At 69.4% G+C, this 24,306-nt stretch carries 24 protein-coding genes; 10 read left to right on the top strand and 14 right to left on the bottom strand.

Annotated elements, in window-relative coordinates; genetic code table 11:
• Window positions 1-4: 4 nt before the first annotated feature.
• Window positions 5-1,183: an ROK family transcriptional regulator gene (locus AC1DNG_RS07025; RefSeq protein ID WP_476870447.1), complete on the bottom strand. Its 1,179-nt coding sequence runs from the start codon at window positions 1,181-1,183 to the stop codon at window positions 5-7.
• 103 nt (window positions 1,184-1,286) lie between these two features.
• On the opposite strand from AC1DNG_RS07025, the gene AC1DNG_RS07030 reads away from it, so the two are divergent.
• From AC1DNG_RS07030 to AC1DNG_RS07050, 5 genes are all read left to right on the top strand, one after another.
• A complete protein-coding gene (locus tag AC1DNG_RS07030) occupies window positions 1,287-2,993 on the top strand; it encodes a glycoside hydrolase family 13 protein (RefSeq protein ID WP_476859387.1) in 1,707 nt (568 codons plus the stop codon).
• A complete protein-coding gene (locus AC1DNG_RS07035; protein WP_476887005.1) occupies window positions 2,990-3,985 on the top strand; it encodes an aldo/keto reductase in 996 nt (331 codons plus the stop codon). Before AC1DNG_RS07030 ends, AC1DNG_RS07035 begins: the two co-directional genes overlap by 4 nt.
• Window positions 3,986-4,148: 163 nt before the next feature.
• On the top strand, window positions 4,149-5,012 hold the full coding sequence (locus AC1DNG_RS07040; RefSeq protein ID WP_223913776.1) for an HpcH/HpaI aldolase/citrate lyase family protein: 864 nt from the start codon (window positions 4,149-4,151) through the stop codon (window positions 5,010-5,012).
• A 25-nt stretch (window positions 5,013-5,037) separates the two neighbouring features.
• Window positions 5,038-5,982, top strand: coding sequence for a DUF2797 domain-containing protein (locus AC1DNG_RS07045; protein WP_476887006.1), 945 nt, complete (start codon window positions 5,038-5,040; stop codon window positions 5,980-5,982).
• A 128-nt stretch (window positions 5,983-6,110) separates the two neighbouring features.
• Window positions 6,111-6,335, top strand: coding sequence for a DUF3188 domain-containing protein (locus AC1DNG_RS07050; protein WP_476887007.1), 225 nt, complete (start codon window positions 6,111-6,113; stop codon window positions 6,333-6,335).
• Here the strand turns inward: AC1DNG_RS07050 and AC1DNG_RS07055 are convergent.
• Window positions 6,325-8,022 carry a SulP family inorganic anion transporter gene (locus tag AC1DNG_RS07055; RefSeq protein ID WP_476887008.1) on the bottom strand — a complete coding sequence of 566 codons (1,698 nt, stop codon included), beginning with the start codon at window positions 8,020-8,022 and terminating at the stop codon, window positions 6,325-6,327. The genes AC1DNG_RS07050 and AC1DNG_RS07055 overlap by 11 nt on opposite strands.
• Complete coding sequence (locus AC1DNG_RS07060) at window positions 8,019-8,432, bottom strand: ArsR/SmtB family transcription factor (RefSeq protein WP_476887009.1); 414 nt, start codon at window positions 8,430-8,432, stop codon at window positions 8,019-8,021. The genes AC1DNG_RS07055 and AC1DNG_RS07060 overlap by 4 nt, the downstream gene beginning before the upstream one ends.
• 197 nt (window positions 8,433-8,629) lie before the next feature.
• On the opposite strand from AC1DNG_RS07060, the gene AC1DNG_RS07065 reads away from it, so the two are divergent.
• The 4 genes from AC1DNG_RS07065 to AC1DNG_RS07080 are packed head-to-tail and all read left to right on the top strand — an operon-like array spanning window position 8,630 to window position 12,016.
• Complete coding sequence (locus AC1DNG_RS07065) at window positions 8,630-9,112, top strand: FAS1-like dehydratase domain-containing protein (RefSeq protein WP_476887010.1); 483 nt, start codon at window positions 8,630-8,632, stop codon at window positions 9,110-9,112.
• 2 nt (window positions 9,113-9,114) lie between these two features.
• Window positions 9,115-9,552, top strand: coding sequence for a MaoC family dehydratase (locus AC1DNG_RS07070; protein ID WP_476887011.1), 438 nt, complete (start codon window positions 9,115-9,117; stop codon window positions 9,550-9,552).
• Window positions 9,553-9,566: 14 nt separating this feature from the next.
• Complete coding sequence (locus AC1DNG_RS07075; RefSeq protein ID WP_476887012.1) at window positions 9,567-10,892, top strand: MFS transporter; 1,326 nt, start codon at window positions 9,567-9,569, stop codon at window positions 10,890-10,892.
• 56 nt (window positions 10,893-10,948) lie between these two features.
• Complete coding sequence (locus tag AC1DNG_RS07080; protein WP_476855670.1) at window positions 10,949-12,016, top strand: UDP-N-acetylmuramate dehydrogenase; 1,068 nt, start codon at window positions 10,949-10,951, stop codon at window positions 12,014-12,016.
• Window positions 12,017-12,096: 80 nt separating this feature from the next.
• Here AC1DNG_RS07080 and AC1DNG_RS07085 read toward each other — a convergent pair whose 3' ends face one another.
• Window positions 12,097-12,615 (bottom strand): hypothetical protein, encoded by a 519-nt coding sequence (locus tag AC1DNG_RS07085; RefSeq protein WP_476855671.1) that lies wholly within the window; start codon window positions 12,613-12,615, stop codon window positions 12,097-12,099.
• Window positions 12,616-12,704: 89 nt separating this feature from the next.
• On the opposite strand from AC1DNG_RS07085, the gene AC1DNG_RS07090 reads away from it, so the two are divergent.
• Complete coding sequence (locus AC1DNG_RS07090; RefSeq protein ID WP_476855672.1) at window positions 12,705-13,811, top strand: winged helix DNA-binding domain-containing protein; 1,107 nt, start codon at window positions 12,705-12,707, stop codon at window positions 13,809-13,811.
• A gap of 69 nt (window positions 13,812-13,880) precedes the next feature.
• On the opposite strand, the gene asd is transcribed toward AC1DNG_RS07090, so the two are convergent.
• The 10 genes from asd to AC1DNG_RS07140 form a co-directional block, all read right to left on the bottom strand.
• The gene (asd, locus tag AC1DNG_RS07095) at window positions 13,881-15,023 is read right to left on the bottom strand and encodes an aspartate-semialdehyde dehydrogenase (protein ID WP_476887013.1); all 1,143 of its coding nucleotides are present in this window, start codon (window positions 15,021-15,023) and stop codon (window positions 13,881-13,883) included.
• 45 nt (window positions 15,024-15,068) lie between these two features.
• Window positions 15,069-15,296 carry an NF038396 family protein gene (locus tag AC1DNG_RS07100; RefSeq protein ID WP_028276519.1) on the bottom strand — a complete coding sequence of 76 codons (228 nt, stop codon included), beginning with the start codon at window positions 15,294-15,296 and terminating at the stop codon, window positions 15,069-15,071.
• The gene (locus AC1DNG_RS07105) at window positions 15,296-15,889 is read right to left on the bottom strand and encodes a dihydrofolate reductase (protein WP_476887014.1); all 594 of its coding nucleotides are present in this window, start codon (window positions 15,887-15,889) and stop codon (window positions 15,296-15,298) included. Before AC1DNG_RS07105 ends, AC1DNG_RS07100 begins: the two co-directional genes overlap by 1 nt.
• Window positions 15,886-16,689: a thymidylate synthase gene (locus AC1DNG_RS07110; protein ID WP_079550143.1), complete on the bottom strand. Its 804-nt coding sequence runs from the start codon at window positions 16,687-16,689 to the stop codon at window positions 15,886-15,888. Before AC1DNG_RS07110 ends, AC1DNG_RS07105 begins: the two co-directional genes overlap by 4 nt.
• Before the next feature lie 33 nt (window positions 16,690-16,722).
• Window positions 16,723-17,124, bottom strand: a complete 402-nt coding sequence (locus AC1DNG_RS07115) for a GntR family transcriptional regulator (RefSeq protein WP_476855674.1) — start codon at window positions 17,122-17,124, stop codon at window positions 16,723-16,725.
• Window positions 17,121-18,767: a hypothetical protein gene (locus tag AC1DNG_RS07120; RefSeq protein WP_476887015.1), complete on the bottom strand. Its 1,647-nt coding sequence runs from the start codon at window positions 18,765-18,767 to the stop codon at window positions 17,121-17,123. The genes AC1DNG_RS07115 and AC1DNG_RS07120 overlap by 4 nt, the downstream gene beginning before the upstream one ends.
• A gap of 78 nt (window positions 18,768-18,845) precedes the next feature.
• A complete protein-coding gene (locus AC1DNG_RS07125) occupies window positions 18,846-19,823 on the bottom strand; it encodes an NUDIX hydrolase (RefSeq protein WP_476855676.1) in 978 nt (325 codons plus the stop codon).
• 11 nt (window positions 19,824-19,834) lie between these two features.
• Window positions 19,835-22,099 (bottom strand): RNA degradosome polyphosphate kinase, encoded by a 2,265-nt coding sequence (locus AC1DNG_RS07130; protein ID WP_223913793.1) that lies wholly within the window; start codon window positions 22,097-22,099, stop codon window positions 19,835-19,837.
• 89 nt (window positions 22,100-22,188) lie between these two features.
• Window positions 22,189-23,211 carry a mycothiol synthase gene (gene mshD, locus AC1DNG_RS07135; RefSeq protein ID WP_476887016.1) on the bottom strand — a complete coding sequence of 341 codons (1,023 nt, stop codon included), beginning with the start codon at window positions 23,209-23,211 and terminating at the stop codon, window positions 22,189-22,191.
• A 336-nt stretch (window positions 23,212-23,547) separates the two neighbouring features.
• Window positions 23,548-24,246: a winged helix-turn-helix transcriptional regulator gene (locus AC1DNG_RS07140; protein ID WP_277526303.1), complete on the bottom strand. Its 699-nt coding sequence runs from the start codon at window positions 24,244-24,246 to the stop codon at window positions 23,548-23,550.
• Window positions 24,247-24,306 lie beyond the last annotated feature (60 nt).

Consider the following 24,306-nt stretch of genomic DNA (forward strand, 5'->3'; position numbering starts at 1 on the left):
CGGGTCAGCCCCGCGCGGGGAGGGCCAGCTCCAAGGCATTCGCCTCGACGTAGTCCAGGGCGTGCCGGACCGCGCCCGCCGTGACGATCGCGTCGCCCAGGGGTGAGACTGTCACCCGCGGGGGAGTCGCGGTGAAGCGGGGAAGCAGCGCTGTGATGCCGGGCAGGAGCGCCCCGGCGGACTCGGCGACGGCGCCGCCGATCACCACCTGCTCGGGGTTGATCAGGCTCGCGATCGAGGCGATGACCCGGGCCATGCGCTCCGAAATCCGGTCCAGGATGGCCAGGGCCGCCGGGTCTCCCGCGGCCGCGTCCGCGAAGACGCGCGGCGCACTGGCAGGGCCGCCCGCGGAGGGCCCGCCGCCGGCCGCCGACCACTGCCGCACCAGGGCGGCGATGCCGTCGCTGGAGCCAACACCCTCCACCATGTCCAGATAGCCCATCTCGCCGGCGGCCCCGCCGCGGCCGTGGAGCAGGCGGCCGGATTCCATCACGCCGGCGCCGAGGCGTTCGCCGGCCAGGAGCACCACCAGATCATCCACGCCCACGCCGGACCCGCGCCAGCGCTCACCGAGCGCAGCCAGGTTGGCGTCGTTCTCCAGGAGCACGGTCCAACCGTGCAGCTCCTTCAGCGCGGAGCGGAGCCCGACGTCGAACAGGCTCCAAAACCGCTGCGTCACCAGAACGTTGCCGTCGCGGTCCACCGGCGCTGCGATCCCGGCGCCGACGGCCAGGACCCTGCCCGGGTCAGCTCCCGCCGCTTCCAGCGCCTCGCGGCAGGCGAGATCGACGACGCCGATCCGCTCCTGCGCGGGGATGTCCGCCGCGCGGAAGCTCCCGCTGGAACGGCCGATCACCGTGCCGCGGAGGTCGGCCACGGCGGCGGTGGTGGTCGCGGCACCAATGTCCAGGCCCAGCACGAAACCCGCTTCCCGGTTGAAGGCAAAGCGCCGGGCCGGCCGGCCCTTCCGCGGACTGGCAGGGTCTGCCGGCTGGTCCTGCTCCACTATCCAGCCCCGGCCGATCAGGTCCTCGCAGACGGCAATCACCGAGGCCCGTGTCAGCCCGGTCAGGGCCATCAGCTCGGTTCCGGTGGCCACATCGGCGCCGCGGATGTGGCGCAGCACTGCCTGGGCGTTGACGCGGCGCAGCAGCTGCGGCGTGGCGGCGGCTGCGTGCGGCATCACTTCTTGACCTCTTCTGTCCCCGGACCCATAATTGTTCAGGCAATATATTTAGCTTGTATCTAAATTACCAGAAGCCCTCCCAGACCCGAAGGAATCTCCTTTGACCAACACCGCCACGCTGGCAACCCTGTCCGGTTCCGATCTCGCCGCCGACCCCAACTGGTGGCGCCAGGCATCGGTGTACCAGATCTACCCACGGAGCTTTTCGGACTCCAACGGTGACGGCCTGGGCGACATCAAGGGCATCACCGCCAAGGTCCCGTACCTGAAGGAACTCGGGATCGACGCCGTCTGGCTCTCCCCGTTCTACCCCTCGGCGCTCGCCGACGGAGGCTACGACGTCGACGACTACCGCGACGTGGACCCCAAGCTCGGCACCCTGGCGGACTTCGACGAGATGTCCGCCGCGCTGCACGCCGCCGGCATCAAGCTCATCGCCGACATCGTCCCCAACCACTCCTCGAACCGGCACGAGTGGTTCCAGGAGGCCCTGGCCTCCCCGCGCGGCTCCGCCGCCCGCGAGCGCTACATCTTCCGCGACGGCCTCGGCGAAAACGGCGAACTCGCGCCGTCTGACTGGGAATCCGTCTTCGGCGGCCCCGCCTGGGAGCGCATCACCGAGCCCGACGGCACGCCCGGGCAGTGGTACATGCACATCTTCGCCAAGGAACAGCCGGACCTGAACTGGGCCAGCCGGGAAATCCGCGACGACTTCCTCAAGACGCTCCGCTTCTGGTCCGACCGCGGCGTGGACGGCTTCCGCGTCGACGTCGCCCACGCGCTGACCAAGGACCTCACCGAGCCGCTGATCTCCAAAGTGGAGCTCAGTGCCGCCAACACCGGAACGGACGGCTTCCCGGACGGCTCGCACCCGTTCTGGGACCGCGATGAAGTCCACGAGATCTACGCCGAATGGCGCGAGGTGTTCAACGAGTACAACCCGCCGCGCACCGCCGTCGCCGAGGCCTGGGTGCACGCCACCCGCCGCGCCCGTTACGCCAGCCCGGAGGGCCTGGGCCAGGCGTTCAACTTCGACCTCCTGCAGGCCGACTTCGCCGCAGGCGAGTTCCGCGAAATCATCGCCCGGAACCTCGCCGAGGCCACCGAGTCCGGGGCCTCCTCCACCTGGGTTTTCTCCAACCACGACGTCGTCCGCCACGCCACCCGCTACGGCCTGCCCCAGGGCGGCGGCAAGCACGCCCAGGGCCAGGACGGCAAGGGCTGGCTGCTGGCCGGCGCCCCCGTCGAGGAGCTCGACGTCGAACTCGGCCTGCGCCGGGCCCGCGCCGCGACCTTGCTGATGCTGGCCCTGCCGGGATCGGCCTACCTGTACCAGGGCGAGGAACTGGGCCTGCAGGAAGTCACGGAGATCCCCGACGCCGAGCGCCAGGACCCCACCTTCTTCCGGAACAAGGGCGTGGAGATTGGCCGCGACGGCTGCCGCGTGCCCCTGCCCTGGGCCCCGGAGGGCACCTCGTTCGGCTTTGGCGCCGGCGGGGCACACCTGCCGCAGCCGGCCTGGTTCAGCCGCTACGCGGTGGCAGCCCAGGACGGCGTGGAAGGGTCCACCCTCGAGCTCTACCGCACGGCCCTGAAGCTGCGCCGCGAACTGCAGACCTCGGAGGAACTGCAGTGGCAGGAATCCGGCAGCGCCGACGTCCTGCGCTTCAGCCGTCCCGGCGGCTGGCAGACGGTGACCAACTTCGGCGACGCGCCGGTTGACCTGCCGGCCGGCGAGGTGCTGGTCAGCAGCGGCCCGCTGGATGGCGGGCAGCTGCCGGCCAACACCACCGTCTGGCTGCGGTGAGCCCCGCACCGCAGGCTTCGCCCGGCACGCCCGCCGGCGCCGGGAACCTTCCCCAGGAACTCGTCTACGGCTGCATGGGCCTGGGCGGCGACTGGTCGGCCGAGCCGTACTCGTCCGCGCACGTGGACGAGGCGGCCGCGGCCGTCGAAGCCGCCCTGAACGCGGGCATCACACTGTTCGACCACGCGGACATCTACACCAACGGCAAGGCCGAAGCCGTCTTCGGCGAGGTCCTGGCCCGCACCGCCGGGCTGCGGGAGAAAATCCGGCTGCAGACCAAGTGCGGCATCCGGCTCAACGAGCAGGGCCTGGAGGCCTACTACGACCTCAGCCGGGACGGCATCCTGGAGCGGGTCAACGAAAGCCTGGCCCGGCTCCGGACGGACTACATCGACGTGCTCATGCTGCACCGCCCGGATCCCCTGATGGATCCGGCGGAGGTGGCCTCCGCCGTCGGGCAGCTCATGGCCGAAGGCAAGGTGCGGGCCGTGGGCGTGTCCAACATGTCGGGCCCGCAGATCGAGATGCTGCAGGACCGGCTCGAGGTTCCCGTGGTGGGCAACCAGCTCGAAATGAGCCTGCTGAAACGGGCGTGGCTGGAAAGCACAGTGCTCGTCAACCATGCCGAGGGCACGGACTACAGCTTCCCGCACGGGACCGTCGAGCACTGCGTCCGGAACGGCATCCGTCTGCAGGCATACGGGTCGCTGGCCCGCGGCCTCTACACCGGGGCGCCGGCGGCCGCGCGGACGCCGGCCGAGGAGGCCGCGACCTCCCTCGTGGCCGCCCTGGCCGCCGAGAAGGGGACCACGGGGGAAGCGATCATGCTCGGCTGGCTCATGAGGCACCCTGCCGGGATTGCGCCCGTGATCGGCACCGCGAACCCGGACCGGATCCTCGCCTGCGCCGGCGCCGCCGAGGCCGCCGCGGCGATGACCCGCGCCGAGTGGTACGGGCTCTGGGTCGCGGCCCGGGGAAGCAGCATCCCCTAGCCTGTCCGTCCCACCCAACTGGCCGGCAGCCGAGGCCGTTGGGGGCCTGAAAACGGCTTCTGCTGCCGGCCAGCTGGGTGTGGACGTGATTTTGGTCGTAATGGTCGCCGCCGAGGGCCGGATCGCTTAGCGGCAAGTGCCCCCGGGCGACTAGCGTAGATGCATGACCTCTACCACCACCGCCGAATCACTTCGGCCCCAACGCAACATCCCGGCCGACATCGCCCGCTCCTGGCTGCTGGTTAACGCGATGAAGACCGATCTCTTCGACCAGTCCGCCGTCTCCCGGGCCGATGCGATCATCCTCGACATCGAAGACGCGGTGGACCCCTCGCAGAAGGACGCCGCCCGCGCCAACGTCGTGAACTGGCTGACCGCCGGCGGCAGCGCGTGGGTCCGGATCAACGACGCCACCAGCCCGTTCTGGGCCGACGACCTCGCCGGCCTGCGCGGCACCCCCGGCCTGCTGGGCATCATGCTGGCCAAAACCGAATCGGCCGACCAGGTCACGGAGAGCTTCCACCGGATGGACGGCAAGACCCCGGTAATCCCCCTGGTCGAGTCCGCCGTCGGCATCGAGGAAGCCAACAACATCGCCAAGGCCCAGGGCGCCTTCCGCCTGGCCTTCGGCTCGGGCGACTTCCGCCGCGACACCGGCATGGCGGCCACCGCGGAAGCCATGGCCTACCCCCGCGCCAAGCTCGTTGTGGCCAGCCGCGTGGGCAACCTCCCCGGCCCCATCGACGGCCCCACCGTCGGCACGAACCACCCGATCCTGCGCGAACAGACCGGCATCACGGTGATGATGGGGATGACCGGGAAGCTCTGCCTCGCAATCGACCAGACGCCGGTCATCAACGAGGTCATCAGCCCCACCCCGTCCGACGTCGCCTGGGCCACGGACTTCATGGCCGACTTCGAAGCCAACGGCCGCGTCATCCGGGACGGCTCCGACCTGCCGCGCCTGGGCCGGGCCGAGAAGATCATGAAGCTCGCGGTAGCCTTTGGCGTGCAGCCGGCCCTGTAGCCGCCACACCACTCGAGGAGACCCCGTGACCGATACCCGCTATCTGGTGCACGGGGTCTTTTGGGATGCTCCGGCGCCCGGGCCCGCCGCAGCGTCCGGCGGCAGGCCGCCGGCGATGCGCCTGCAGGACCCTGGCGGCGCCCTCACCGCAGTGACGCTCGACGCCGGCACCCGCCTCGGTTTCCGGCTCGCCGCCGCGGGGAAACAGTGCCTTGGGCATCACTTGGTGCACGGACCCGCGGACCGGGACCACGTCCTGTGCCCGGACCGGGCTCCCGCCGCCAGGGGCAGCCAGTGCGGGCGGTGCTTCGTCCTGGATGAATTCCGGCTGATCCATGACTTCCACCGCGGCGGCCGGGTCCCGCCGGGCCTGCGCGCGTACCTGATGCAGCCGCACTGGCTCTACGTCGCCACCTTCGCCAACGGGGCCAGCAAGGTCGGCACTGCGTCCCACCGGCGCAAATGGAACCGGCTCGCCGAGCAGGGCGCCGTCGTCGCCCGGTACGTCGCCCGTGCCGAGGACGGCCGCGTGGTCCGCCTCCTTGAAGACATGATCACGCGCGAGGCCGGGCTGCCGCAGCAGGTCCGCGCTGCCGCCAAGGCCGCTGCGCTGCTCGCCCCGGCGGCCGCCGCCGACCTCGACGCCCTGAACGGACGGCTGGCAGGGGAGGCCCGGACGCTGATTGCCGGTGCCGGCGGGGAGGGCTTCGCGGTGGTGGATGAGCGGTGGGACCGGCCGGGACTCTCCGCGAAGGCCTGCGCCCCGGCCGCCCGGCATGCCTATCCGCACGACCTGGCGGCCGGAGCGCACGGGTTCCGGATCGACGCGCTGAGCGGCAGCATTGCCCTCGCGGCGCTGGATGGCAGCGGACTGGAATTCGTGGTGAACCTGGGCCAGCTCAAGGCCCGGGTGATCGAACTCGGTGACCACGGCTCGGATGTCCCGGCCGTGCAGGAAGCCTTGTTCTGACGCTGGAATTGCCCCGCGGCGCGCAAATTACCGGACGCGCCCGTATTCCCGCGTCGGCAGGCAATGTGAGTGTCGCCAGGAATTTTGCGGCTCGCGGCGTTGTCCGGCCGCCCCGGTAGACTGGCACGGTGCTGAATGAATTCTGGGCCACCGCGTCAACCACCTACAAGGTGCTCGTCTTCAGCGCCATGGGCCTGATCGCCCTCGGCATCATCCTCAGCGTAGTGGGCAACAGCACCGGCAACCAGCCCCTTGCCCTCGCCTCACTGGCAGTGATCGGGCTCGGCCTGGTCCTGCACCTTGCCGGGCTTGTGGTCCGCGGCCAGGCGATCCGGAAAAACCTCAAGCGCTAGCGGCCGCGTTCCGCACCACATGGCTCCGGGCATGCTCCACCGCGTCCGGGAGGGATGTGAACAGGTGCTTGTGATGCCGCAGTGAGCGGATGACCCCCACATTGGTCACGAGCTCCAAATGCTGCGGCTGGACCCCCTTCAGCAGGACCGTGACCCCGCGCAGCTCCAGCGCGGAGACCACCTCAACGAGCATGTGGGCGCCCGTGGCGTCCAGCATCCGCAGCTGGGAGAGCCGGATGACGGCCACCTGGATGTCCCTGACCTGGCTGATCTCCTGCAGGACCCGCTCCGCTGCACCGAAGAACATGGCCCCGTCCAGCCGGAAGATGGCGATGTGTTCGTCGCCCGGAACCGGCGGCCCCGGGATGTCTTCGCGCCGGACCCCGCTCAGGGAAGCGAATGTCCGCAACGTGAATACGGCGGCCGCGGCGAGTCCGATCTGGATGGCCACAATGAGGTCGAAGGCGACGGTAATGAGGGCGGTGACCACGAAGACCGCGGCGTCGGCCCGGGTGGAGCGCAGGATCGCCGTCACGGTGTGCCGCGAGACCATGCGGACGGCCGTGACCATGAGGATGCCGGCCAGCGCCGCCAGCGGGATCCTGCCGACCAGCCCCGCCGCCAGGTAGATGATGGCCAGCAGCACCAGGGCGTGCACCACGGCGGAGAGCCGGGTCTTGGCCCCGGAACGGACGTTCACGGCGGTCCGGGCGATCGCGCCCGTGGCGGGCATGCCGCCGAAGAATCCGGCAGCGATCGAGGCCAGCCCCTGGCCGGTGAGCTCCCGGTCCGGGCTGTACGCGCCGGACGGACGGCCGTCGGGGCCGACCATGCCGGCGGCCACCCGGGCCGAGAGCAGGGATTCGATGGCGGCGAGCGTCGCGATGGACACGGCCGGCATCAGCAGGCCTCCCAGCGCGGCCGGATCGACAGAGGGCATCGAGGGCGCCGGCAGGGAGTGCGGAAGCGCGCCGATCCGGGGTATGTCCAACGCCAGCATCTCCGCCGCCGCGGTGGTGAGCAGCACCGCGATCAGGCTCGCGGGCAGGGACTTATTCAGCCTGGGCAGCAGGTACATCACGGCCGCGACGCAGGCCACCACCGCGAGCGTCTCCAGCACGGTCGGCATGGTGGCCTGCGACGCGCTCTCGACGGCGGCCAGGAGGGTGTTGTGGCCCGGCGTTCCCTCGGTGCCCGTGGCCAAGGGAACCTGCTGGAGGAAAATGATGGCGGCGATGCCGAGCGTGAAACCCTCCACGACCGGCCACGGGATGAACGCGACGGCCCGGCCCAGCCCGCTGGCGCCCAGGACCACGACCAGCAGCCCGGCCAGTACAGAGACCAGGGCAATGCTGCCGACGCCGTGGACGGCGACCACCGGGGCCAGGACCACCACCATGGCGCCGGTCGGGCCAGAGACCTGGACGTTGGATCCGCCCATGACGGCGGCGACAAGTCCTGCCACCACTGCGGTGATGAGTCCGGCCTCCGCCCCGACCCCGGAACTGACCCCGAAGGCCAGGGCCAGGGGGAGCGCCACAATGCCCACCGTGATGCCGGCGAACAGGTCCGTCTTCCAGGCGGACCTCAAGAGCTCGTAGTCGCGGCGGGACGGCACAAACCGGGCGAAGCGTCCCCGGGCCGTGGCAGATGTCGTCGCCGGGTCTGCTGCCTGGGCGGCGCTCACGTTGCCGCGGCGTCGAGGTGGCCGGTACTGTCGGCGTCGCCCGCGCGGTCGAGGTGGCCTGCCGGCAGCTCCTGCGCTATCCGGAGCTGTTCGCTGGAACCGGCCAGGGTGTCCAGCAGGAAGACCCGGGCAATCGCGAGCAGCTCCTTGATCTTGGGATGCGCCAGCCGGTAGGTCACGACATTCGCCGTCCGGACCGATGTCACCACACCGTGCCGGCGCAGCGTCCCCAGATGCTGGGACAGGTGCGAGGGCTCCAGCCCCGTCTCGGCGAGCAGGTAACTGACGGGCGCCGTAGTGTCGGGCGCGGCCGCCAGAAGCTCGAGGATCCGGATTCGGGCCGGGTGCGCCAGAGCTTTGAACAGATTGGCCTTGATTTCATACAGGGGGGTCTGAGCGGCGGAGATCATGGCGGGGAAACACTTTCTCGCATCCGTTCGCGGCCGGGGTCCGGCGGCGCCCTCGGCGATTCGGATTGATGGATTGATGTTTTCATCATATCGCGCCGGTCAAGACCCGCCGGAGCGCCCGTCAGTGCCCGTCCGGTCCCCGGCGCGCACCCTGTCACGAAGCCGGGCGGCTCCGGGCGTGGCGATAGGCTGGAACCATGACTATCAATCCGGACCTGCAGGGGCGCAGCTACCCTGCCGCAGAGGTGTATGACGTCGGCCGCGAGAAGATCCGCGAGTTCGCGCGCGCGGTCAAGGCCACCCACCCTGCCCACTTCGATGTTGCCGCCGCCGAGGCGCTGGGTCACAGCGACCTCGTGGCGCCGCCGACCTTCGCCATTATCGTCGCGCAGCGCGCCGACGCGCAGCTGATCGAGGATCCGGAATCCGGGATCGACTTCTCCCGCGTGGTCCACGCCGACCAGCGGTTCACGCACCACCGCCCGATCGTCGCGGGCGACCGGCTGGTCGCCGAACTGCACGTCGACGGCGTCCGCGCCATGGGCGGCGGAGCCATGATCACCACCCGCTCGGAAATCTTCGCCCTTGCCCCCGGCGATGCCGCCGGCGATGCCACCGGTGTCCGGGAGCCGGTCGCCACCACCACCTCGTCCATCCTGGTCCGCGGAGAGGGACAGTAGCCATGAGCATCGACATCGCAGCACTCATGGTCGGCCAGGACATTGGCAGCCGCAGCATTACCGTCACCCGCACCGACCTCGTCAAGTACGCCGGCGCATCCGGTGACTTCAACCCGATCCACTGGAACGAGGCCTTCGCCACCGGCGTCGGCCTGCCGGGCGTGATCGCGCACGGCATGTTCACCATGGGTGCGGCCGTCCAGCTCGTGACCGACTGGGCCGGCGATCCCGCCGCCGTCGTCGACTTCCAGACCCGCTTCACCAAGCCGGTTCCCGTCGCCGACACGACGGGGACACCGGAAGCCGGTGCCGTGATCGAGGTCAGCGGGGCCATCGGGGCCCTCGACGCCGACGCCGGCACCGCCCGCGTCGACCTCACGGTCGTCTCGGCCGCCCAGAAGGTCCTCGTCAAGGCCCAGGCCGTCGTCAGGGTGGCCTAGCCCATGGCGTTGCTGTGAATCTGGCTGCTGTGACCAAGGAAGTCTTCGTCCCGCCCGCCGAGATCACGCACTGGCGAAACGCCGTGGTGGTGGCCTACGCCGCGAGCGGAATCGCATTCTCCACCTGGGTGTCCCGGCTGCCGGCCATCCGCGACGGTCTGGACCTGACCCCGGGCACGATCGGGCTGCTCCTGCTCTGCATGACGGCGGGATCCTTCGTGTCCGTGTCCGCCTCGGGCCTGATTGTTCTTCGCCTTGGCTCCAAGCGCACCATCCGGATCGGCAGCATCATGGTCGGATTCGGGCTGGCGCTGGCAGGCTTCGGCACCTCGGTGCTCGCCAGCCCGGTGGCGGTTGCCGCGGGTCTGGCAATCATCGGGCTGGGCACCGCCAGCTGGAACACCGCGTCCAACGTCGAAGGGGCGGCGGTGGAACGCGCCGTCCGGCGGCACATCATGCCCCGGCTGCACGGCTCCTTCAGCCTGGGCACTGTTGCGGGCGCCGGGCTGGGCGCCTGGGCTGCCGCCGCCGGGATCCCCGTCTTCCTGCACCTGGCAGTGGTGGGCCTGCTGGTGGCCGGCTCGGTGACCACCGCGGCGGCCTGGTTCCGGGCGGACATCACGCCCCTCGAGGCGGAGCGGCCCTTCAAGGCGTCCGGGACAGACACCTTCGAGGATCCTTCCACCGGGCCCATCCCGATCGTCCGGCAGGCGGACGCGGTCCCGGAGCCGCCGCTGGACAACAAACGCCTCATTGCCCAGGCCTGGCGTGACAGGCGCACCCTGCTGCTGGGCGTGCTGGTCCTCGGGCTGGCCCTGGCCGAAGGAGCGGCGGGGGACTGGGCGGCGCTGGCGCTGGCCGACGGCCACGGCCAAACCGACGCCGCCGGAGCCGCCGGGTACGGGCTGTTCGTCACCTTCATGACCATCGGCCGCTTCGCCGGCACCCTGGTCCTGGACCGCTTCGGCCGGGTCCCGGTGATGCGCTGGTGCGCCGCGCTGGCGGTTCTGGGCCTCGGCCTGTTCGTCTTCGCCCCGGTACCGTGGCTGGCCTACGTGGCCCTGGCCATCTGGGGACTCGGCGCGTCCCTGGGCTTCCCGGTCGGCATGTCCGCCGCGGCCGACGACCCCGTCAAGGCCGCCGCGCGGGTGTCCGTGGTGTCCACGATCGGCTACGGAGCGTTCCTGTGCGGGCCGCCGCTGCTGGGCCTGCTGGCCGAGCACGTCGGCATTCTCCACTCGCTGCTGGGCGTCATGGTGATGCTGATCGTCAGTTTCCTGCTCTCCCCGGTGGCCCGCAAACTCCCCGCGCCCGCGCCCGTGCCGGGACAGTACAGCTAGCCAGGTGCCGCCAGTACCGGCTTAGCCGGGCGGATGATCCCGGCTAGGCTGGTCAGGTGACCCAGATCCAGCTCTCCGCCCTGACCACCTCCGCCGTCGGCGGCCCCGCCGGCAGCTATATCGAGGCCCGCACCGAGGCCGAGATCATCGACGCCGTGCGCACCGCGGACGCCGCCGGCCAGTCCCTGCTGATCATCGGCGGCGGCTCCAACCTGTTGGTGTCCGACGCCGGGTTCCCCGGCACGGTCCTGAAGATCGCCTCGGAGGGGTTCACCGTCGACGCCGAGGACTCCTGCGGCGGCGTGGCGGTGGTGGTCCAGGCCGGCCACAACTGGGACGCCTTCGTTGAACACGCTGTGAAGCATGCCTGGTCCGGCGTCGAAGCACTCTCCGGGATCCCCGGTGCCACGGGCGCCACCCCCGTGCAGAACGTCGGCGCCTACGGGGCCGACGTCTCCCAGACGATCGCCGTCGTGCGCACCTGGGACCGGGAACGCAACGCGGTGAAGACCTTCACGAATTCCGAACTCAAGTTCGGCTACCGGGACTCCATCCTTAAGCAGACCACCGTCAACGGCTCACCGCGCTATGTGGTGCTCACCGTGGAGTTCCAGCTCCCGCTCGGCCGGAAGAGCGCCCCGGTCCGCTACGCCGAACTCGCCCGGGTGCTCGGCGTCGAGCAGGGCCAGCGCGCCTACTCCACCGACGTCCGGCGCGAGGTGCTGCGGCTCAGGGCGTCCAAGGGCATGGTCTGGGACGCGGACGACCGTGACACCTACTCCACGGGATCCTTTTTCACGAACCCGATCGTGGCCGAGGACGTCGCGGCACGGCTGCCGCAGGAGGCCCCGCGGTACCCCGCCGGTGCGGACGGGCTGACCAAGCTCTCGGCGGCGTGGCTGATCGACCAGGCCGGGTTCGCCAAGGGCTTCGGCCTGGACCCGGACAGCGTCTCGGGCGGCAGGGCCTCGCTGTCCACCAAGCACACCCTTGCCATCACCAACCGGGGAGGGGCGAGCGCGGCGGACATGCTGGCCGTCGCGCGCGAGGTCCGCCACGGCGTCGTCGAACGTTTCGGCATTGAACTGCACCCGGAGCCGCTGCTGATCGGCGTCGATCTTTAGGGAAAATCCGGCCCAGGGAAAGGGCCGCCGCCCGGGCAAGGCCGGGAGGCAGCGCCGGCCCGGGCGCCCCCGCGCCCCGGCTACGGTTCCGTGTGGCGGGGTGCCACCTTGCTGAAAAGCATGAAGGTGAAACCGGAGGCCGCGGCCCCGAGCAGGAAGACCTGGCAGAACGCCACGGACTGGACGCTGGGCCCGCTTTGCAGCACCAGTCCGGCGCACGCAAACGCCACGGCGCCGGCGAGGAACGCCAGGGAGCCGAGCAGGAAGGCCTGCACGGTGGCCGGAAATTCGCCGCCATAGTCGAGCTGGAGCTCCCGGCCCTGCGGGGCGATGCTTCCGTGCTTCACGGCCGCCTGCACCCGTGCCTGAGACCGTGCCCGCGGCTGCAACGCCGCGGCCGTGACGAAGCTGGCCACGGACACCGCCATGGACGAGGCGGCCACCAGCTGCAGGGTGCTCATCATGGGCGAGAGCCGGGTACCGCTGGCGATGGCGACGGCGAGCCCGGCAGCCATGCCGGCGGCGCTGGACGCCCAGCCCAGCAGGGCCAGCTTCCGGCACAGGGGCCGCAGTAGCGGCCACACCTCACTCATAGTCATGATTCAAGGGTAGGGAAGCCTGCTGGATGGCGGCTGGGAACAGCCGGGCAACAACCCGACAGGCAGCACACGCGACTTACCATGGTTCCATGGCAGCAGTGACGGGCGTCCGCCGGCTTGGCCCCGGAATCATCGGCAGGCTGCGGCTCGCCGCCCAGGGACTGCTGGGACCGGGGTTTCAGTCCGTCCCCGACGCCGTCCGCGGCATGACTGCGATGCAGGCCCAGGACCTGCAGGCCGTGCTCTGGGCCGTCGGCCAGCGCGTGCCGGGTTCCCGCGCCGAAGACGTACGCGGGGCGCTGGACCGGGCGGAGATCGTCCGTTCCTGGCCAATGCGCGGCACCTTGCACGTGCTGGCGCCCGAGGACTTGAAATGGATGCTGGCCATCACCTCCGACCGGCTGATCCAGGGCCTGGCCCGGCGCCACCGGGAGCTCGAGATCACGGCCGCGGACGTCGACGCCGCCGCGGCAACTGCCCTGCAGCTGGTCTCCGGAGGAGCTGCCAGCCGGGCGGAGCTGTTCCAGGCCTTCGAACGGGCGGGCCAGTCCACGGCGGGCCAGCGCGGCATCCATCTGCTCGGGATCCTGTGCCAGCGGGGGTTGCTGGTGCAGGGTCCGCTGGCCGGCAACCAGCAGCTGGTCGTGGCCTTCGGCGACTGGATCACCGAGTCGCGGACCCTGGACCGTTCCGACGGCATCGCCGAGTGGCTGCTGCGCTACCTTCGCAGTCACGGCCCCGCCACGGAACGTGATTTTGCCTGGTGGGCCGGCATTCCGCTGACGGAAACCCGGGCCGCCCTGGCCCGGGTGTCGGACCAGCTGGCGGAACTGGAGTTTGAGGGGACCAGCTACTGGCTCTCTGCAGAGACAGCCGCGCTGCTCGACGACGGCGTCCCCGGTCAGCGCACGGTGCTGGCGCTGCCGGGGTTCGACGAATTCCTGCTCGGCTACGCGGACCGGTCCCTCGTGCTGCCGCCGGAGCACGCCGACAAGATCGTCCCCGGCGGCAACGGCGTGTTCAAGAAGACCATTGTGGCCGGCGGCGGCGTGATCGGCACCTGGGCCGGGCCGCCGGGCCGCAGGGGAGCCGGCGTCGTGCCTGAACCCTTCGACGTCGTTAACGGGCTGCGGCCTGCAGCCCAAAAGTCTTTTGGGCTGCAGGCCGCGAAATACCGCAGATTCCTTGGCGCCTGAACAGGCGCCGGAAAAGGTGCCCGGACGGGTGCCTGAACGTCCGCCTGAAGGGGTGTCCCGGACGGGCTCCTACAGGTTTCCGGTGGCGATGCGGAGCATGCGCCGCAGCGGCTCCGCGGCGCCCCACAGCAGCTGGTCGCCCACCGTGAACGCGCTGATGTACTGCGGACCCATCTCGAGCTTGCGGATCCGGCCCACCGGAATGTCCAGGGTGCCGGACGCCGCCACGGGCGTGAGCTCGGCCATTGAGGCTTCCTTGGTGTTTGGCACCACGCGGGCCCACTGGTTGTCCGCGTCCACGAGCTTCTCGATCTCGGCGACCGGGAGGTCCTCGCGCAGCTTCAGTGTCAGGGCCTGGGAGTGGGAGCGCATCGCACCGATCCGGATGCACAGGCCGTCCATGACGACGCGGTTCGCGGCGGAGGTGCCAAGGATCTTGTTCGTCTCCACCCCGGCCTTCCATTCCTCCTTGGACTGGCCGTTGCCGAGGTCCGCGTCGATCCAGGGGATCAGCGAACCGGCCAGCGGAACGCCGAACTGTGTGGCGTCGATGCCGGCGCGCTGGTGTGCCAGGACCTTGCGATCGATCTCGAGGATCGCCGACGCCGGGTCGTCCAGTTCGGTGCTGACCTCGGCGTTGAGGCTGCCGAACTGGTTCAGCAGTTCACGCATGTGGCGTGCCCCGCCGCCGGAGGCCGCCTGGTACGTCATGGACGTGCCCCATTCGACCAGGTCGTTCTTGAAGAGCCCGCCCAGGCCCATCAGCATGCAGGACACGGTGCAGTTGCCGCCGACGTAGTCCTTCACCGCGCCGGAGAGGCCGGCGTCGATGACGTCCCGGTTGATGGGGTCCAGCACGATGATGGAATCCTCATTCATGCGCAGCGTGGAGGCGGCATCGATCCAGAGGCCGTCCCAGCCGCGGCTGCGGAGCTCGCCGTGGACCTGCTTGGTGTAGTCCCCGCCCTGGGCGGTGACAATAATGGGCAGCTTCGCCAGGGTCTCGAGGTCGAACGCGTCCTCAAGCTTGCCGGCGGCGCCCGCAGCGGCGCCGGCCAGGGCCGGGGCGGCACCGCCCGCGTTTGAGGTGGAGAAGAAGACCGGGTTGATGTTGGCGAAGTCGCCCTCATCCTGCATGCGCTGCATGAGGACGGAACCGACCATGCCACGCCAACCAACCAGGCCGACGGACGGGGTAGCTGCTGTAGTCATGGGCCCAGTTTAGACTTCACGGCCAGCCCGGCGCAGTCGGTTACGTCACGCGTTATAGTCGCCGCGGGGCTCTTCCAGCAGTGCCGCCTTGCGCCGGCGCAGCGCGAAAACCGCCCCGAACGTGAAGACCTGGGTCACCACCACCAGCACGATCGCCCCGAGGATCTTGTTGCCGCCCAGGATCATGGTCAATCCCACGACCGCGGAGAGCAGTGCGAGCAGGGGCAGGAGCATGTACCCCAGGACAAAGAGTGTCTCGGGCTTCCGGAGCATTACTTGGCCTCCGTCCGGCGCCACAGCGTGATCCGGTAGCGGGTGCCGTTGGCGGAGGTCAGCCAGCCGTTGGCCGGGAGGCTGGCCGAGGCGGTCCAGTCGTAGCCGAGTTCCGGAGCGAAGGTGTCCCCTTCGGCGTTGGTGTCGATGGTGGTGACGACGGCGACGTCGGCAAGGTCCAGGGACTGGGCAAAGATTTCGCCGCCGCCGATGATCCACACGGTCTCATGGCCGGCCACGAACTGGGATTCGAGCAAGGCGTCATCGAGCGACGCGACGGCGACGGCGCCTTCCGCGCCCGGGGTGTCCTGCCAGGTGGCCTGGCGGGTGATGACGATGTTCGTCCGGCCGGGCAGGGGGCGGTACTTGTCCGGGAATGATTCCCAGGTCTTGCGTCCCATGATGACCGGGTGGCCGGTGGTGAGGCGGCTGAAGTGCGACATGTCCTCGGGCAGGTGCCACGGCATGTCACCGGCCTTGCCGATCACCCCGGTGCTGGTCTGGGCCCAGACGAGCCCGAGGCCAGTGGTGGACGCTCGGAGTTGTTCCGTGAAATCGCCGGGCTGCACGCCCGCGGTGTTGTCGTTGCTCATACGGCTATCGGGGCCTTAATCGTCGGGTGGTGCTGGTAGCCGACCACCTCGAAGTCCTCGAGGGTGTAGTCGAAGATGGAGTCCGGCTTTCGGGTGATGTTCAGCTGGGGGTAGTCGTAGGGCTCGCGGGCGAGCTGCTTGAGGACCTGGTCCATGTGGTTGTCGTAGATGTGGACATCCCCGCCGGTCCAGACGAATTCGCCCGGTTCCAGGCCGGTCTGCTGCGCGATCATGCGTGTCAGCAGGGCGTAGGACGCGATGTTGAAGGGCACGCCCAGGAAGGTGTCCGCCGACCGCTGGTACAGCTGGCACGAAAGCTTGCCGTCCGCCACGTAGAACTGGAAGAACGCGTGGCACGGGGGCAGGGCCATGTCCTTGAGTTCGGAGACGTTCCAGGCCGAGACGATGTGCCGGCGCGAATCCGGGTTGGACTTCAGGTTCTCGATGAGCTCGGCGATTTGGTCGATGTGCCCGCCGTCGGGCGTGGGCCAGGAACGCCACTGGACCCCGTAAACGGGACCGAGTTCGCCGTCGGCGTCGGCCCATTCGTCCCAGATGGTGACGCCCTGGTCCTGCATCCATTTGACGTTCGTGTCGCCGCGGAGGAACCAGAGCAGCTCCACCGCCACGGACTTGAAATGCACCCGCTTGGTGGTGATCAGCGGGAAGCTCTTGCTCAGGTCGAAGCGGAGCTGGCGGCCAAAAACGCTCAGGGTGCCGGTGCCGGTGCGGTCCGATTTGTGCGTGCCGTGCTCGAGGACGTCGCGCAGGAGGTCTTCATAGGGCGTAGGGATGCTCACCGTTCCAGTCTACTGAGAACTCGCCGGCTCTCCTTATTTGTGTGACCCTCCCTGCCTCGCCCGCAGGATCGCCAGCAGTGCCGCGTCGTCGAGGCCGGCAGTGCGGCCTTCCGCAATGCAGCGGTCGACGGCGGCGATCACCTCCACCGGGACCGTGCCCGGCGGAGGTGCGGGCGGGGTCAGGATCGGCTGGCTGCCGGCGACCACCGTGCCGTTGCGCCGCCGGGTTTCGACCAGTCCGGCCAGTTCGAGTTCCTTGTAGGCCCGCGCGACTGTCCCGGCCGCGAGGCCCAAGTCCGACGCGAGGCTGCGGACGGTCGGCAGCCGGGTTCCCGCGGCCAGCGTCCCGACGCTGATGAGGGAGGCGATCTGCGTCCGGATCTGCTCGAAAGGGGGAACTGGCGAACGCAGGTTGATGGCGATGCCCGCCGTCACGCGGCGACTTCCTTCCGCGGCAGGGGAGCGGGGGTCTTCCGGGCCAGGCCGCCCACGGGGATGACGGCGATGGCCACGGCACTGGCGGCCAGGACAGCGCCGGCCAGGGTCGCCGGCCACCACGATCCGGCGGCCGGATCGACGGCGTCGCCGAACGCGTCCGGCCCGAACACCGTCGCCCAGGCATTGGTCTGGGTCAGCAGCAGGACACCGGCCTGGGCCGTGAGGGTTGCTGCGAGGGTCCGCACGACGCGGTGGACCGTGATGGCGCGCAGCGCGGCGTCCAGACCGCGCGGGGCGTCGCGGACGCCCTGGCGGGACCGGGCCCGGAGGAACGCCGGCAGGGCGGCAACGCAGGTCCCGGCGGTGAGTAGTGCAACCGGAACCCAGCCGGGATCTTCGGCCAGCAGGGCCTGTCCCGCGGCGGTGACGGCGAGGGCTGCCAGGAAGACCAGCAGCGCCAGGACCGCCGTGGTCAGCAGGGCGGGGCTGACCGGCTGCCGGGGCCAGGTGCGCGGCGCCTCCGGCGTTCCGTAGTTGCGCTGCAGGACCAGCTCGCCTCCCGCGATGACCAGCAGGACGCAGGTGCCCATCACGGCCACGAGTCCCGCAAGTCCGTAGCCGGCGGCCGCCATGATCACGGGGGCGAGGAAGGCTCCGGCGACTAGCGGCACGGCAGCCGCGAGGCCCAGGAGCGCTCCAAGTGAGGAAACCAGCCTCGCGGCCGGGTGCTGGCGGCCGGCGGCGATCCCTGATTCCGGCCGGTTCCGGACGCCCAGCCCGGCGGAAGCAAGCCGAGGCGGCCGCCACCACCACATCACGAGCAGAACCACGGTCGCCGCGAGGCCGGCGAAGTTCGTCCACGATCCCGTTTGCTGGGCCGGATCGGGACGGGCCGCGAAGTTCCCCGCGATGACCGCCAAGCCGGCAGCCACTGTGGACACTGTGCGCAGCAGCCGGTTCATCGCGATGGTCCGCAGTACAGCGTTGTCCGCCGCGTCAAGGGCCTCCAGCTGCCGGCGGCGGGCGATCAGCCACAAAACCAGCCACGTGCCGACGGCCAGCACCAGCAGGGCGCCCCCGAGCCAGGCGGCCACCTCCGGTCCGGGGATACGGCCGTCGCCGCCGCTGTTGTAGTAGCCGTATGCGCCGTCGCTGACCGTAGTGGGAGCCACGGCCGCGAACCCGGGCAGCGTGGCAGTCCGGGCGATGGCCGCGGCAGCCGAGACGAAGATTGCAGCCGTGGTCAATGCCAGCCTGCGGGGCAGGAAGTCTTTGATGCGCCGCACGGACAGCACGGCCTGCCGCCGCATTCGCCGCGGACCCGGGTAGGTGACCTGTCCCAGGGCATGCACGCCCAGGCAGCCCAGGACCGGCCATGCCAGCGCCGGGATGATCGAGTCGGCGCCCACCACGGCGGACGCTGACGGATTGGCCGGGATGATGCCCAGGGTCATGGCGCCCTGGAGTGAGCTCGCGAGCCAGCCGATCACACCTACCCACAGCCCGTGCTCCGACACTGTCTGCGGCGACGTTCCGGTCCCGGGAGCCCAGATCACCCACCGCAGGACGGCATACACCAGCAGGGCGGCGATCGCCGGGCCGAGCAACAGCATCGGCGGCACGTTCAACAGGACCGGCACGGAATCCCCCAAGATTCAGCAGTAATGTATCAAGCTATTGATACAAACTAGGCTTAGGGCCCCCCGGGGTCAAGGACCTCAGTCGTCGAACGGCTTGAACCGCTCCACCGCGACCACTTTTTTCTTGCTGCCGCGGGCCACGTGGCAGACCACGATCTCGCCCGGCGCCAGGAACGGGTCCGAGGACGGCAGCAGGTCCCGCAGCCGGGAGTTCATGTGCTTCGCGAGTTGCTTCAGGACCGTGGGCAGGGCCGGACGGTGCGTACACAGCGCCACGGCCCGCTGCTTGTCGAACAATCCCTCGACGACGGCTGCCGTCTTGTGCGGGCTGCGGCTGTGCCGGTGCTCGGTGAGGGCCTCGTTGAGCTTGACCTTGGCGTCGGCCGCCTTGGCGTAGGGAGCGATGGTGGCCACGCACCGCAGCCACGGGCTTGAAACGATCCGCGCGGGCTTCCACGCCTGCAGGAGCCGCCCCACCGACTGCGCCTGCCGCATGCCGGTGGCGGCCAGCGGGCGGTCGCCCTCGGCCTTGGACCAGGACGAGCGGGGCTTGGCCTTCGCATGGCGCACGATCAGCAGCGGCCAGGTCGCCAGCTCCCCGCGGTCGTGGGCGTTCACCAGGTGCTGCAGCGGCTCGATGTCGCTCGGGTTGCTCAGGAGACGGGCGGCCTTCTCGGGCGGGCACCACATGACGCTGTCGACTTCCGTGCCGTCCGGGATCAAGACGGCGCCGTCGACGTCGACCGCCCAGTAGTGGACCACCTTCAGCCCGGCCGCCACGTGGTAGTGGATGGGCGGGAGCGGGATCCCCAGCGGAGCGGTGAGCCCGATCTCCTCCTCCACCTCGCGCACGGCGCACTCCGGGATGGTCTCGCCGGCGTCGATTTTGCCCTTCGGCCAGGACCAGTCGTCATACCGCGGACGGTGGATCAGCAGGACCTCGAGCTGGTCCTTGTTTACCGAATTGAGGCGCCACGGGATGGCGCCCGCCGCCGTGACGGAAACCTCTTCGCCGGGTTGGTCAGCCTGGTCCGCAACCAGTGCATCGCTGCTCACACTCACGATCCCTACCGCAGGCTGGTCGAGCGCTGGCGCGAGCGGGAGGCGAGCAGCCAGGACTGCACGTCCTTGAGGTCCTGGCCGTCTTCCGCCAGGTGGTGGCGGGTCCATTCACCCTGCTTGTCCAAATGCCAACTCGCGGTTTCGGGCACCATGTAGCGGTTGAGCAAGTCCAAGACGTAGCTCGTGTCGTCGCCGCTCGTCAGCTGCACGAGGGCTTCAACGCGGCGGTCGAGGTTGCGGTGCATCATGTCGGCCGAGCCGATGTAAACCACCGGGTCGCCGGCATTGGCGAAAGCGAAGACGCGGGAGTGTTCCAGGAAGCGGCCCAGCACGGAGCGGACCGTGATGTTCTCGCTCAGGCCCGGAACGCCGGGCCGCAGGGAGCAGATGCCGCGGACAATGACATCCACCTGCACCCCGGCCTGGGACGCGCGGTACAGGGAATCGATGATGGCTTCGTCCACCATCGAATTGACCTTGATCTGGACGCGGGCGGGGATGCCGGCCCGGGCGTTCCTGATCTCGGTCTCGATTCTGTCGATCAGCCCGGAACGGACCGAGCGCGGCGCCACGAGCAGCCTCTTGAACGTGGACTTCGGCGCGTAGCCGGAGAGCTGGTTGAACAGCTTCGAAAGGTCTTCGCCGACCTGTTCGTTCGCCGTCAGCAGGCCCAGATCCTCGTAGTAGCGGGCGGTGCGGGGGTGGTAGTTGCCGGTGCCGATGTGGCAGTAGCGGCGCAGGCCGTCCACTTCCTGGCGGACCACGAGGGAGAGCTTGCAGTGGGTCTTGAGCCCCACGATGCCGTACACCACATGGACGCCGGCCTGTTCCAGTTTCCGGGCCCAGGAGATGTTCGCCTGCTCGTCAAAGCGCGCTTTGATCTCCACGAGCGCCAGGACCTGCTTGCCGGCCTCGGCGGCGTCGATCAGGGCATCGACAATCGGGGAGTCACCGGAAGTGCGGTACAGGGTCTGCTTGATGGCCTGGACTTTGGGGTCCGCGGCTGCCTGTTCCAGGAACGCCTGGACCGACGTGGAGAAGGAGTCGTACGGGTGGTGCAGGAGGATGTCCCGTCGCCGCATGGCGGCAAAGACGTTGGCCGCCTTGGACGTTTCCGATTCGTTGAGGTAGCGCGAGGTGTGCGGGACGTGCTTGGGGTAGTGCAGGTCCGCCCGGTCGATCCCGGCAATCACCGAGAGTCCGCGCAGGTCCAGCGGCGCCGGGACGGAGTAGACCTCGGATTCCTCGACGCCGAGCTCGCGGATCAGCAGGGCACGGATGTTCGGGTTGATGTCATTGGTGACCTCAAGGCGGACGGGCGGGCCGAACCGGCGGCGCAGGAGTTCCTTCTCCAAGGCCTGCAGCAGGTTTTCGGCGTCGTCCTCTTCGACCTCGACGTCCTCGTTGCGGGTCACGCGGAAGATGTGGTGTTCCAGGACCTCCATGCCGGCGAACAGCTGGTCCAGGTGCACGGCGATCACTTCTTCGAGCGCGATGAACCGTGCCACCCGTCCCGGGACGGAGCCGGCGCGGGCGCCGTCGATGGAGATCAGGCGCGGGAGCTGGTCAGGGACCTTGACACGGGCGAAGAGCTCCTTGTCGCTGACCGGGTTGCGGACCACCACGGCGAGGTTCAGGGACAGCCCGGAGATGTAGGGGAACGGGTGCGCCGGGTCCACGGCCAGCGGCGTCAGGATCGGGAAAACCTTTTCCGCGAACATGGCGCTGAGCTGGTCCTTGGCCTGCGAGTCGAGCTCCTCCCAGTGCATCAGGTGGATGTGCTCATAGGCCAGCGCCGGACGGATCTGTTCGGCGTAGACCCGGGCGTGGCGCTGCTGCAGCCGGTGGGCCTCCTCGCCGATCTGCTCCAGGACCTGCATGGGGCTCAGCCCGGCAGGGGAGGGGACGGCGAGCCCCGTGGCGATCCGCCGCTTCAGCCCGGCCACCCGGACCATGAAGAACTCGTCCAGGTTGGAGGCGAAGATGGACAGGAAGCTGACCCGCTCCAGCAGGTACAGGTTGGGGTCCTCGGCCAATTCCAGGACCCGCGCGTTGAACGCAAGCCAGCTCAGTTCCCGGTCCAGGAACCGGTCGGGGCGGATGTCGCCTTCCGGTTCCAGGTTCGGTGCGAACTCCGGAATGTCGATCCGGTCCTGCGTGGCGCGCGAGGCCGGCACTTCGGAGGAGCCAAAGCGGGCACGTACCGGACGCGCCCCCTTTTCCGGCGTTGCTGGTTCAGACGTGGATGTCCGGGCGGTATCCCGTGGCATGGTGTCTCCTCAATGCTGGCGCGATGTAGCTTCAACCTTACAAGCAATCATGGCCGGATGACCCCAGGTTTCGGCCCGGGCCGGGACGGTTATCCGCCGACTTGACTAACGCCGTCCGACGCGGGAGCGGCGGCCGGTGATGGCTGCTGCGGCAGCGGCGCGTACATCACGTCGACATCCCAGCGGGTGAATCCGAGCCGGCGGTAGAGGGCGACGGCGGGGGTGTTGTCGGCATCGACGTAGAGCATGACGGCGCGGAGCCCCAGGTCCTGAAGATGCCTGATGCCGGCGACCGTGAGGGCCTTGCCCAGCCCGGATCCCTGGGCGTCGGGGGTCACGCCCACCACGTAGACCTCGCCCATTGCGGGGTGGTCGCCGTGCCGGGGGTGCACCTTGGTCCAATGGAATCCCAGGAGCCGGTCCGCCGGATCGACGGCCAGCAGGAAGCCCGCGGGATCAAACCACGGTTCGGCCATCCGGGCGTCCAGATCGGCCCGCGTCATGTTGCCTTGCTCCGGGTGGTGGGCGAAGGCGGCCTTGTTTGCGGCCAGCCAGGCGTCCTCGTCCCGGCCGGGCACGAAGGCGCGGAGCTGTACGCCGTCCGGGAGTTGGACCTCCGGCAGGGCCGCTGCCGCCGTCATCAACCGCATCTTCCACAGCTCACGCACGGCTCCGTAGCCGTAGCGGGCCGCGAGGTCGGCCGCGGCCTCGTGGTTTCCGTGGGACCAGGCTTTCAGGCCGGCGAAGCCGCGGACGGTCTTCAGTTCGCCCAGCAGGCGGTCGCCCACGCCCTGGTTGCGGTAGCTGGGATGGACGGCGACCTCGAGGATGCCGGTGCCGTCGGGTTCCTCGATGACGACGGCGACGCCGGCCAGGTCCTGCGCCGTCGCGGGATCCAACTTGTCGTCCGGGGCATAGAGGGCCAGGGCAAGCACCGAGTGCTCGCCCGCATCGCCGGCGCGCAGCGTGACAAGGGTCTGTTCGGACAACGGCGGATTGCCGTCGGACTCTTCCGCCGCGGCGACAAGGGCGGCGACGTCCCGCAGCAGCGCGGCGTCCACGGTTCCTTTTTCAGTGTGTACGGGCCAGTTTTCCGGGTGCGCAGGGCTCATGGTGCAAGGCTATCGGGTGCATGGGGGTCGGCGGCCGATTTTGTCGAACTGCGGACGGCCGCGTATAGTCGTTATCTCGTCCGGCGTTGAGCCAGATGCGAGGGGGATCCACCACTGGGGTGGCCTCGATACGTTCGACCCGTATGTCCTCCACTGATAAATACTGAGAAGTACTGCTAGATACTGAGAAGTTTGTGCCGATGGTTTGGTGCACCAAGTAAGGCCCCGGACTTTGGATTCCAGAGTCCGGGGCCTTCTGCGTTCAGTGCCTGCGTTCAGTACTTGTGTACAGTGCCTGCGTACCGGCGCCGCCGCGCTGTGGCGGCCGTGGCGCGCTCAGGCCTCGGTCAGTTCGTCCTCGGGCTGGCGGACCAGGGTCAGGCGGTAGCCGACGTTGCGGACGGTGCTGATCAGGTTCTCGTGGTCGGCGCCCAGTTTGGCCCGCAGCCGCCGGACGTGGACATCCACGGTGCGCGTGCCGCCGTAGTAGTCGTAGCCCCAGACTTCGGTCAGCAGCTGCTGGCGGGTGAACACCCGGCCGGGGTGCTGGGCCAGGTATTTCAGCAGTTCAAATTCCTTGAAGGTCAGGTTGAGCGCGGCGCCGTTGACCCGTGCGGTGTAGCTGGCCTCGTCAATCACGACGCCGGCGGCCCGGATTTCGGTCGGCACGTCTTCCTTGTCCGGAACGGCGCGCGCGACGCCGAGCCGGATCCTGGCCTCGACTTCTGCCGGGCCCGCGGATTCCAGGAGGATGTCGTCCACGGCCCACGCCGAGGACACCGCGGCCATGCCGCCCTCGGTGAGGATCAGCATCAACGGGGCGCTGAGGCCGGTGGCCTTGAGCAGCTGGGTGAGGGAACGTGCGCCGACCAGGTCCTTGCGGGCATCGAGCAGGACGATGTCGCAGGGGTCGGTCTCGAGCAGGGCAGTGGGCTCGGCCGGAAGGATATGCACCCGGTGGTTCAGCAGTTCCAGAGCAGGCAGGACGTCCACGGATGTTCCCGTGCTGTTCGTCAATAGCAGGATGTGCGACATTGTTCCTCCAAGGGGTGTCCGCGCATCGTTGGGCGTCTTGTTGCTGATGTTGAGTATACC

The organism is Arthrobacter sp. 01T425 (assembly GCF_056398725.1).

Bases quoted from the DNA above. Each gene is read 5' to 3' on its own strand.
- AC1DNG_RS07025 (WP_476870447.1), bottom strand. From the start codon at position 1,183: ATGCCGCACGCAGCCGCCGCCACGCCGCAGCTGCTGCGCCGCGTCAAC.
- AC1DNG_RS07040 (WP_223913776.1), top strand. From the start codon at position 4,149: ATGACCTCTACCACCACCGCCGAATCACTTCGGCCCCAACGCAACATC.
- AC1DNG_RS07060 (WP_476887009.1), bottom strand. From the start codon at position 8,432: ATGATCTCCGCCGCTCAGACCCCCCTGTATGAAATCAAGGCCAATCTG.
- AC1DNG_RS07065 (WP_476887010.1), top strand. From the start codon at position 8,630: ATGACTATCAATCCGGACCTGCAGGGGCGCAGCTACCCTGCCGCAGAG.
- AC1DNG_RS07070 (WP_476887011.1), top strand. From the start codon at position 9,115: ATGAGCATCGACATCGCAGCACTCATGGTCGGCCAGGACATTGGCAGC.
- AC1DNG_RS07085 (WP_476855671.1), bottom strand. From the start codon at position 12,615: ATGACTATGAGTGAGGTGTGGCCGCTACTGCGGCCCCTGTGCCGGAAG.
- AC1DNG_RS07090 (WP_476855672.1), top strand. From the start codon at position 12,705: ATGGCAGCAGTGACGGGCGTCCGCCGGCTTGGCCCCGGAATCATCGGC.
- asd (WP_476887013.1), bottom strand. From the start codon at position 15,023: ATGACTACAGCAGCTACCCCGTCCGTCGGCCTGGTTGGTTGGCGTGGC.
- AC1DNG_RS07100 (WP_028276519.1), bottom strand. From the start codon at position 15,296: ATGCTCCGGAAGCCCGAGACACTCTTTGTCCTGGGGTACATGCTCCTG.
- AC1DNG_RS07105 (WP_476887014.1), bottom strand. From the start codon at position 15,889: ATGAGCAACGACAACACCGCGGGCGTGCAGCCCGGCGATTTCACGGAA.
- AC1DNG_RS07130 (WP_223913793.1), bottom strand. From the start codon at position 22,099: ATGCCACGGGATACCGCCCGGACATCCACGTCTGAACCAGCAACGCCG.
- mshD (WP_476887016.1), bottom strand. From the start codon at position 23,211: ATGAGCCCTGCGCACCCGGAAAACTGGCCCGTACACACTGAAAAAGGA.
- AC1DNG_RS07140 (WP_277526303.1), bottom strand. From the start codon at position 24,246: ATGTCGCACATCCTGCTATTGACGAACAGCACGGGAACATCCGTGGAC.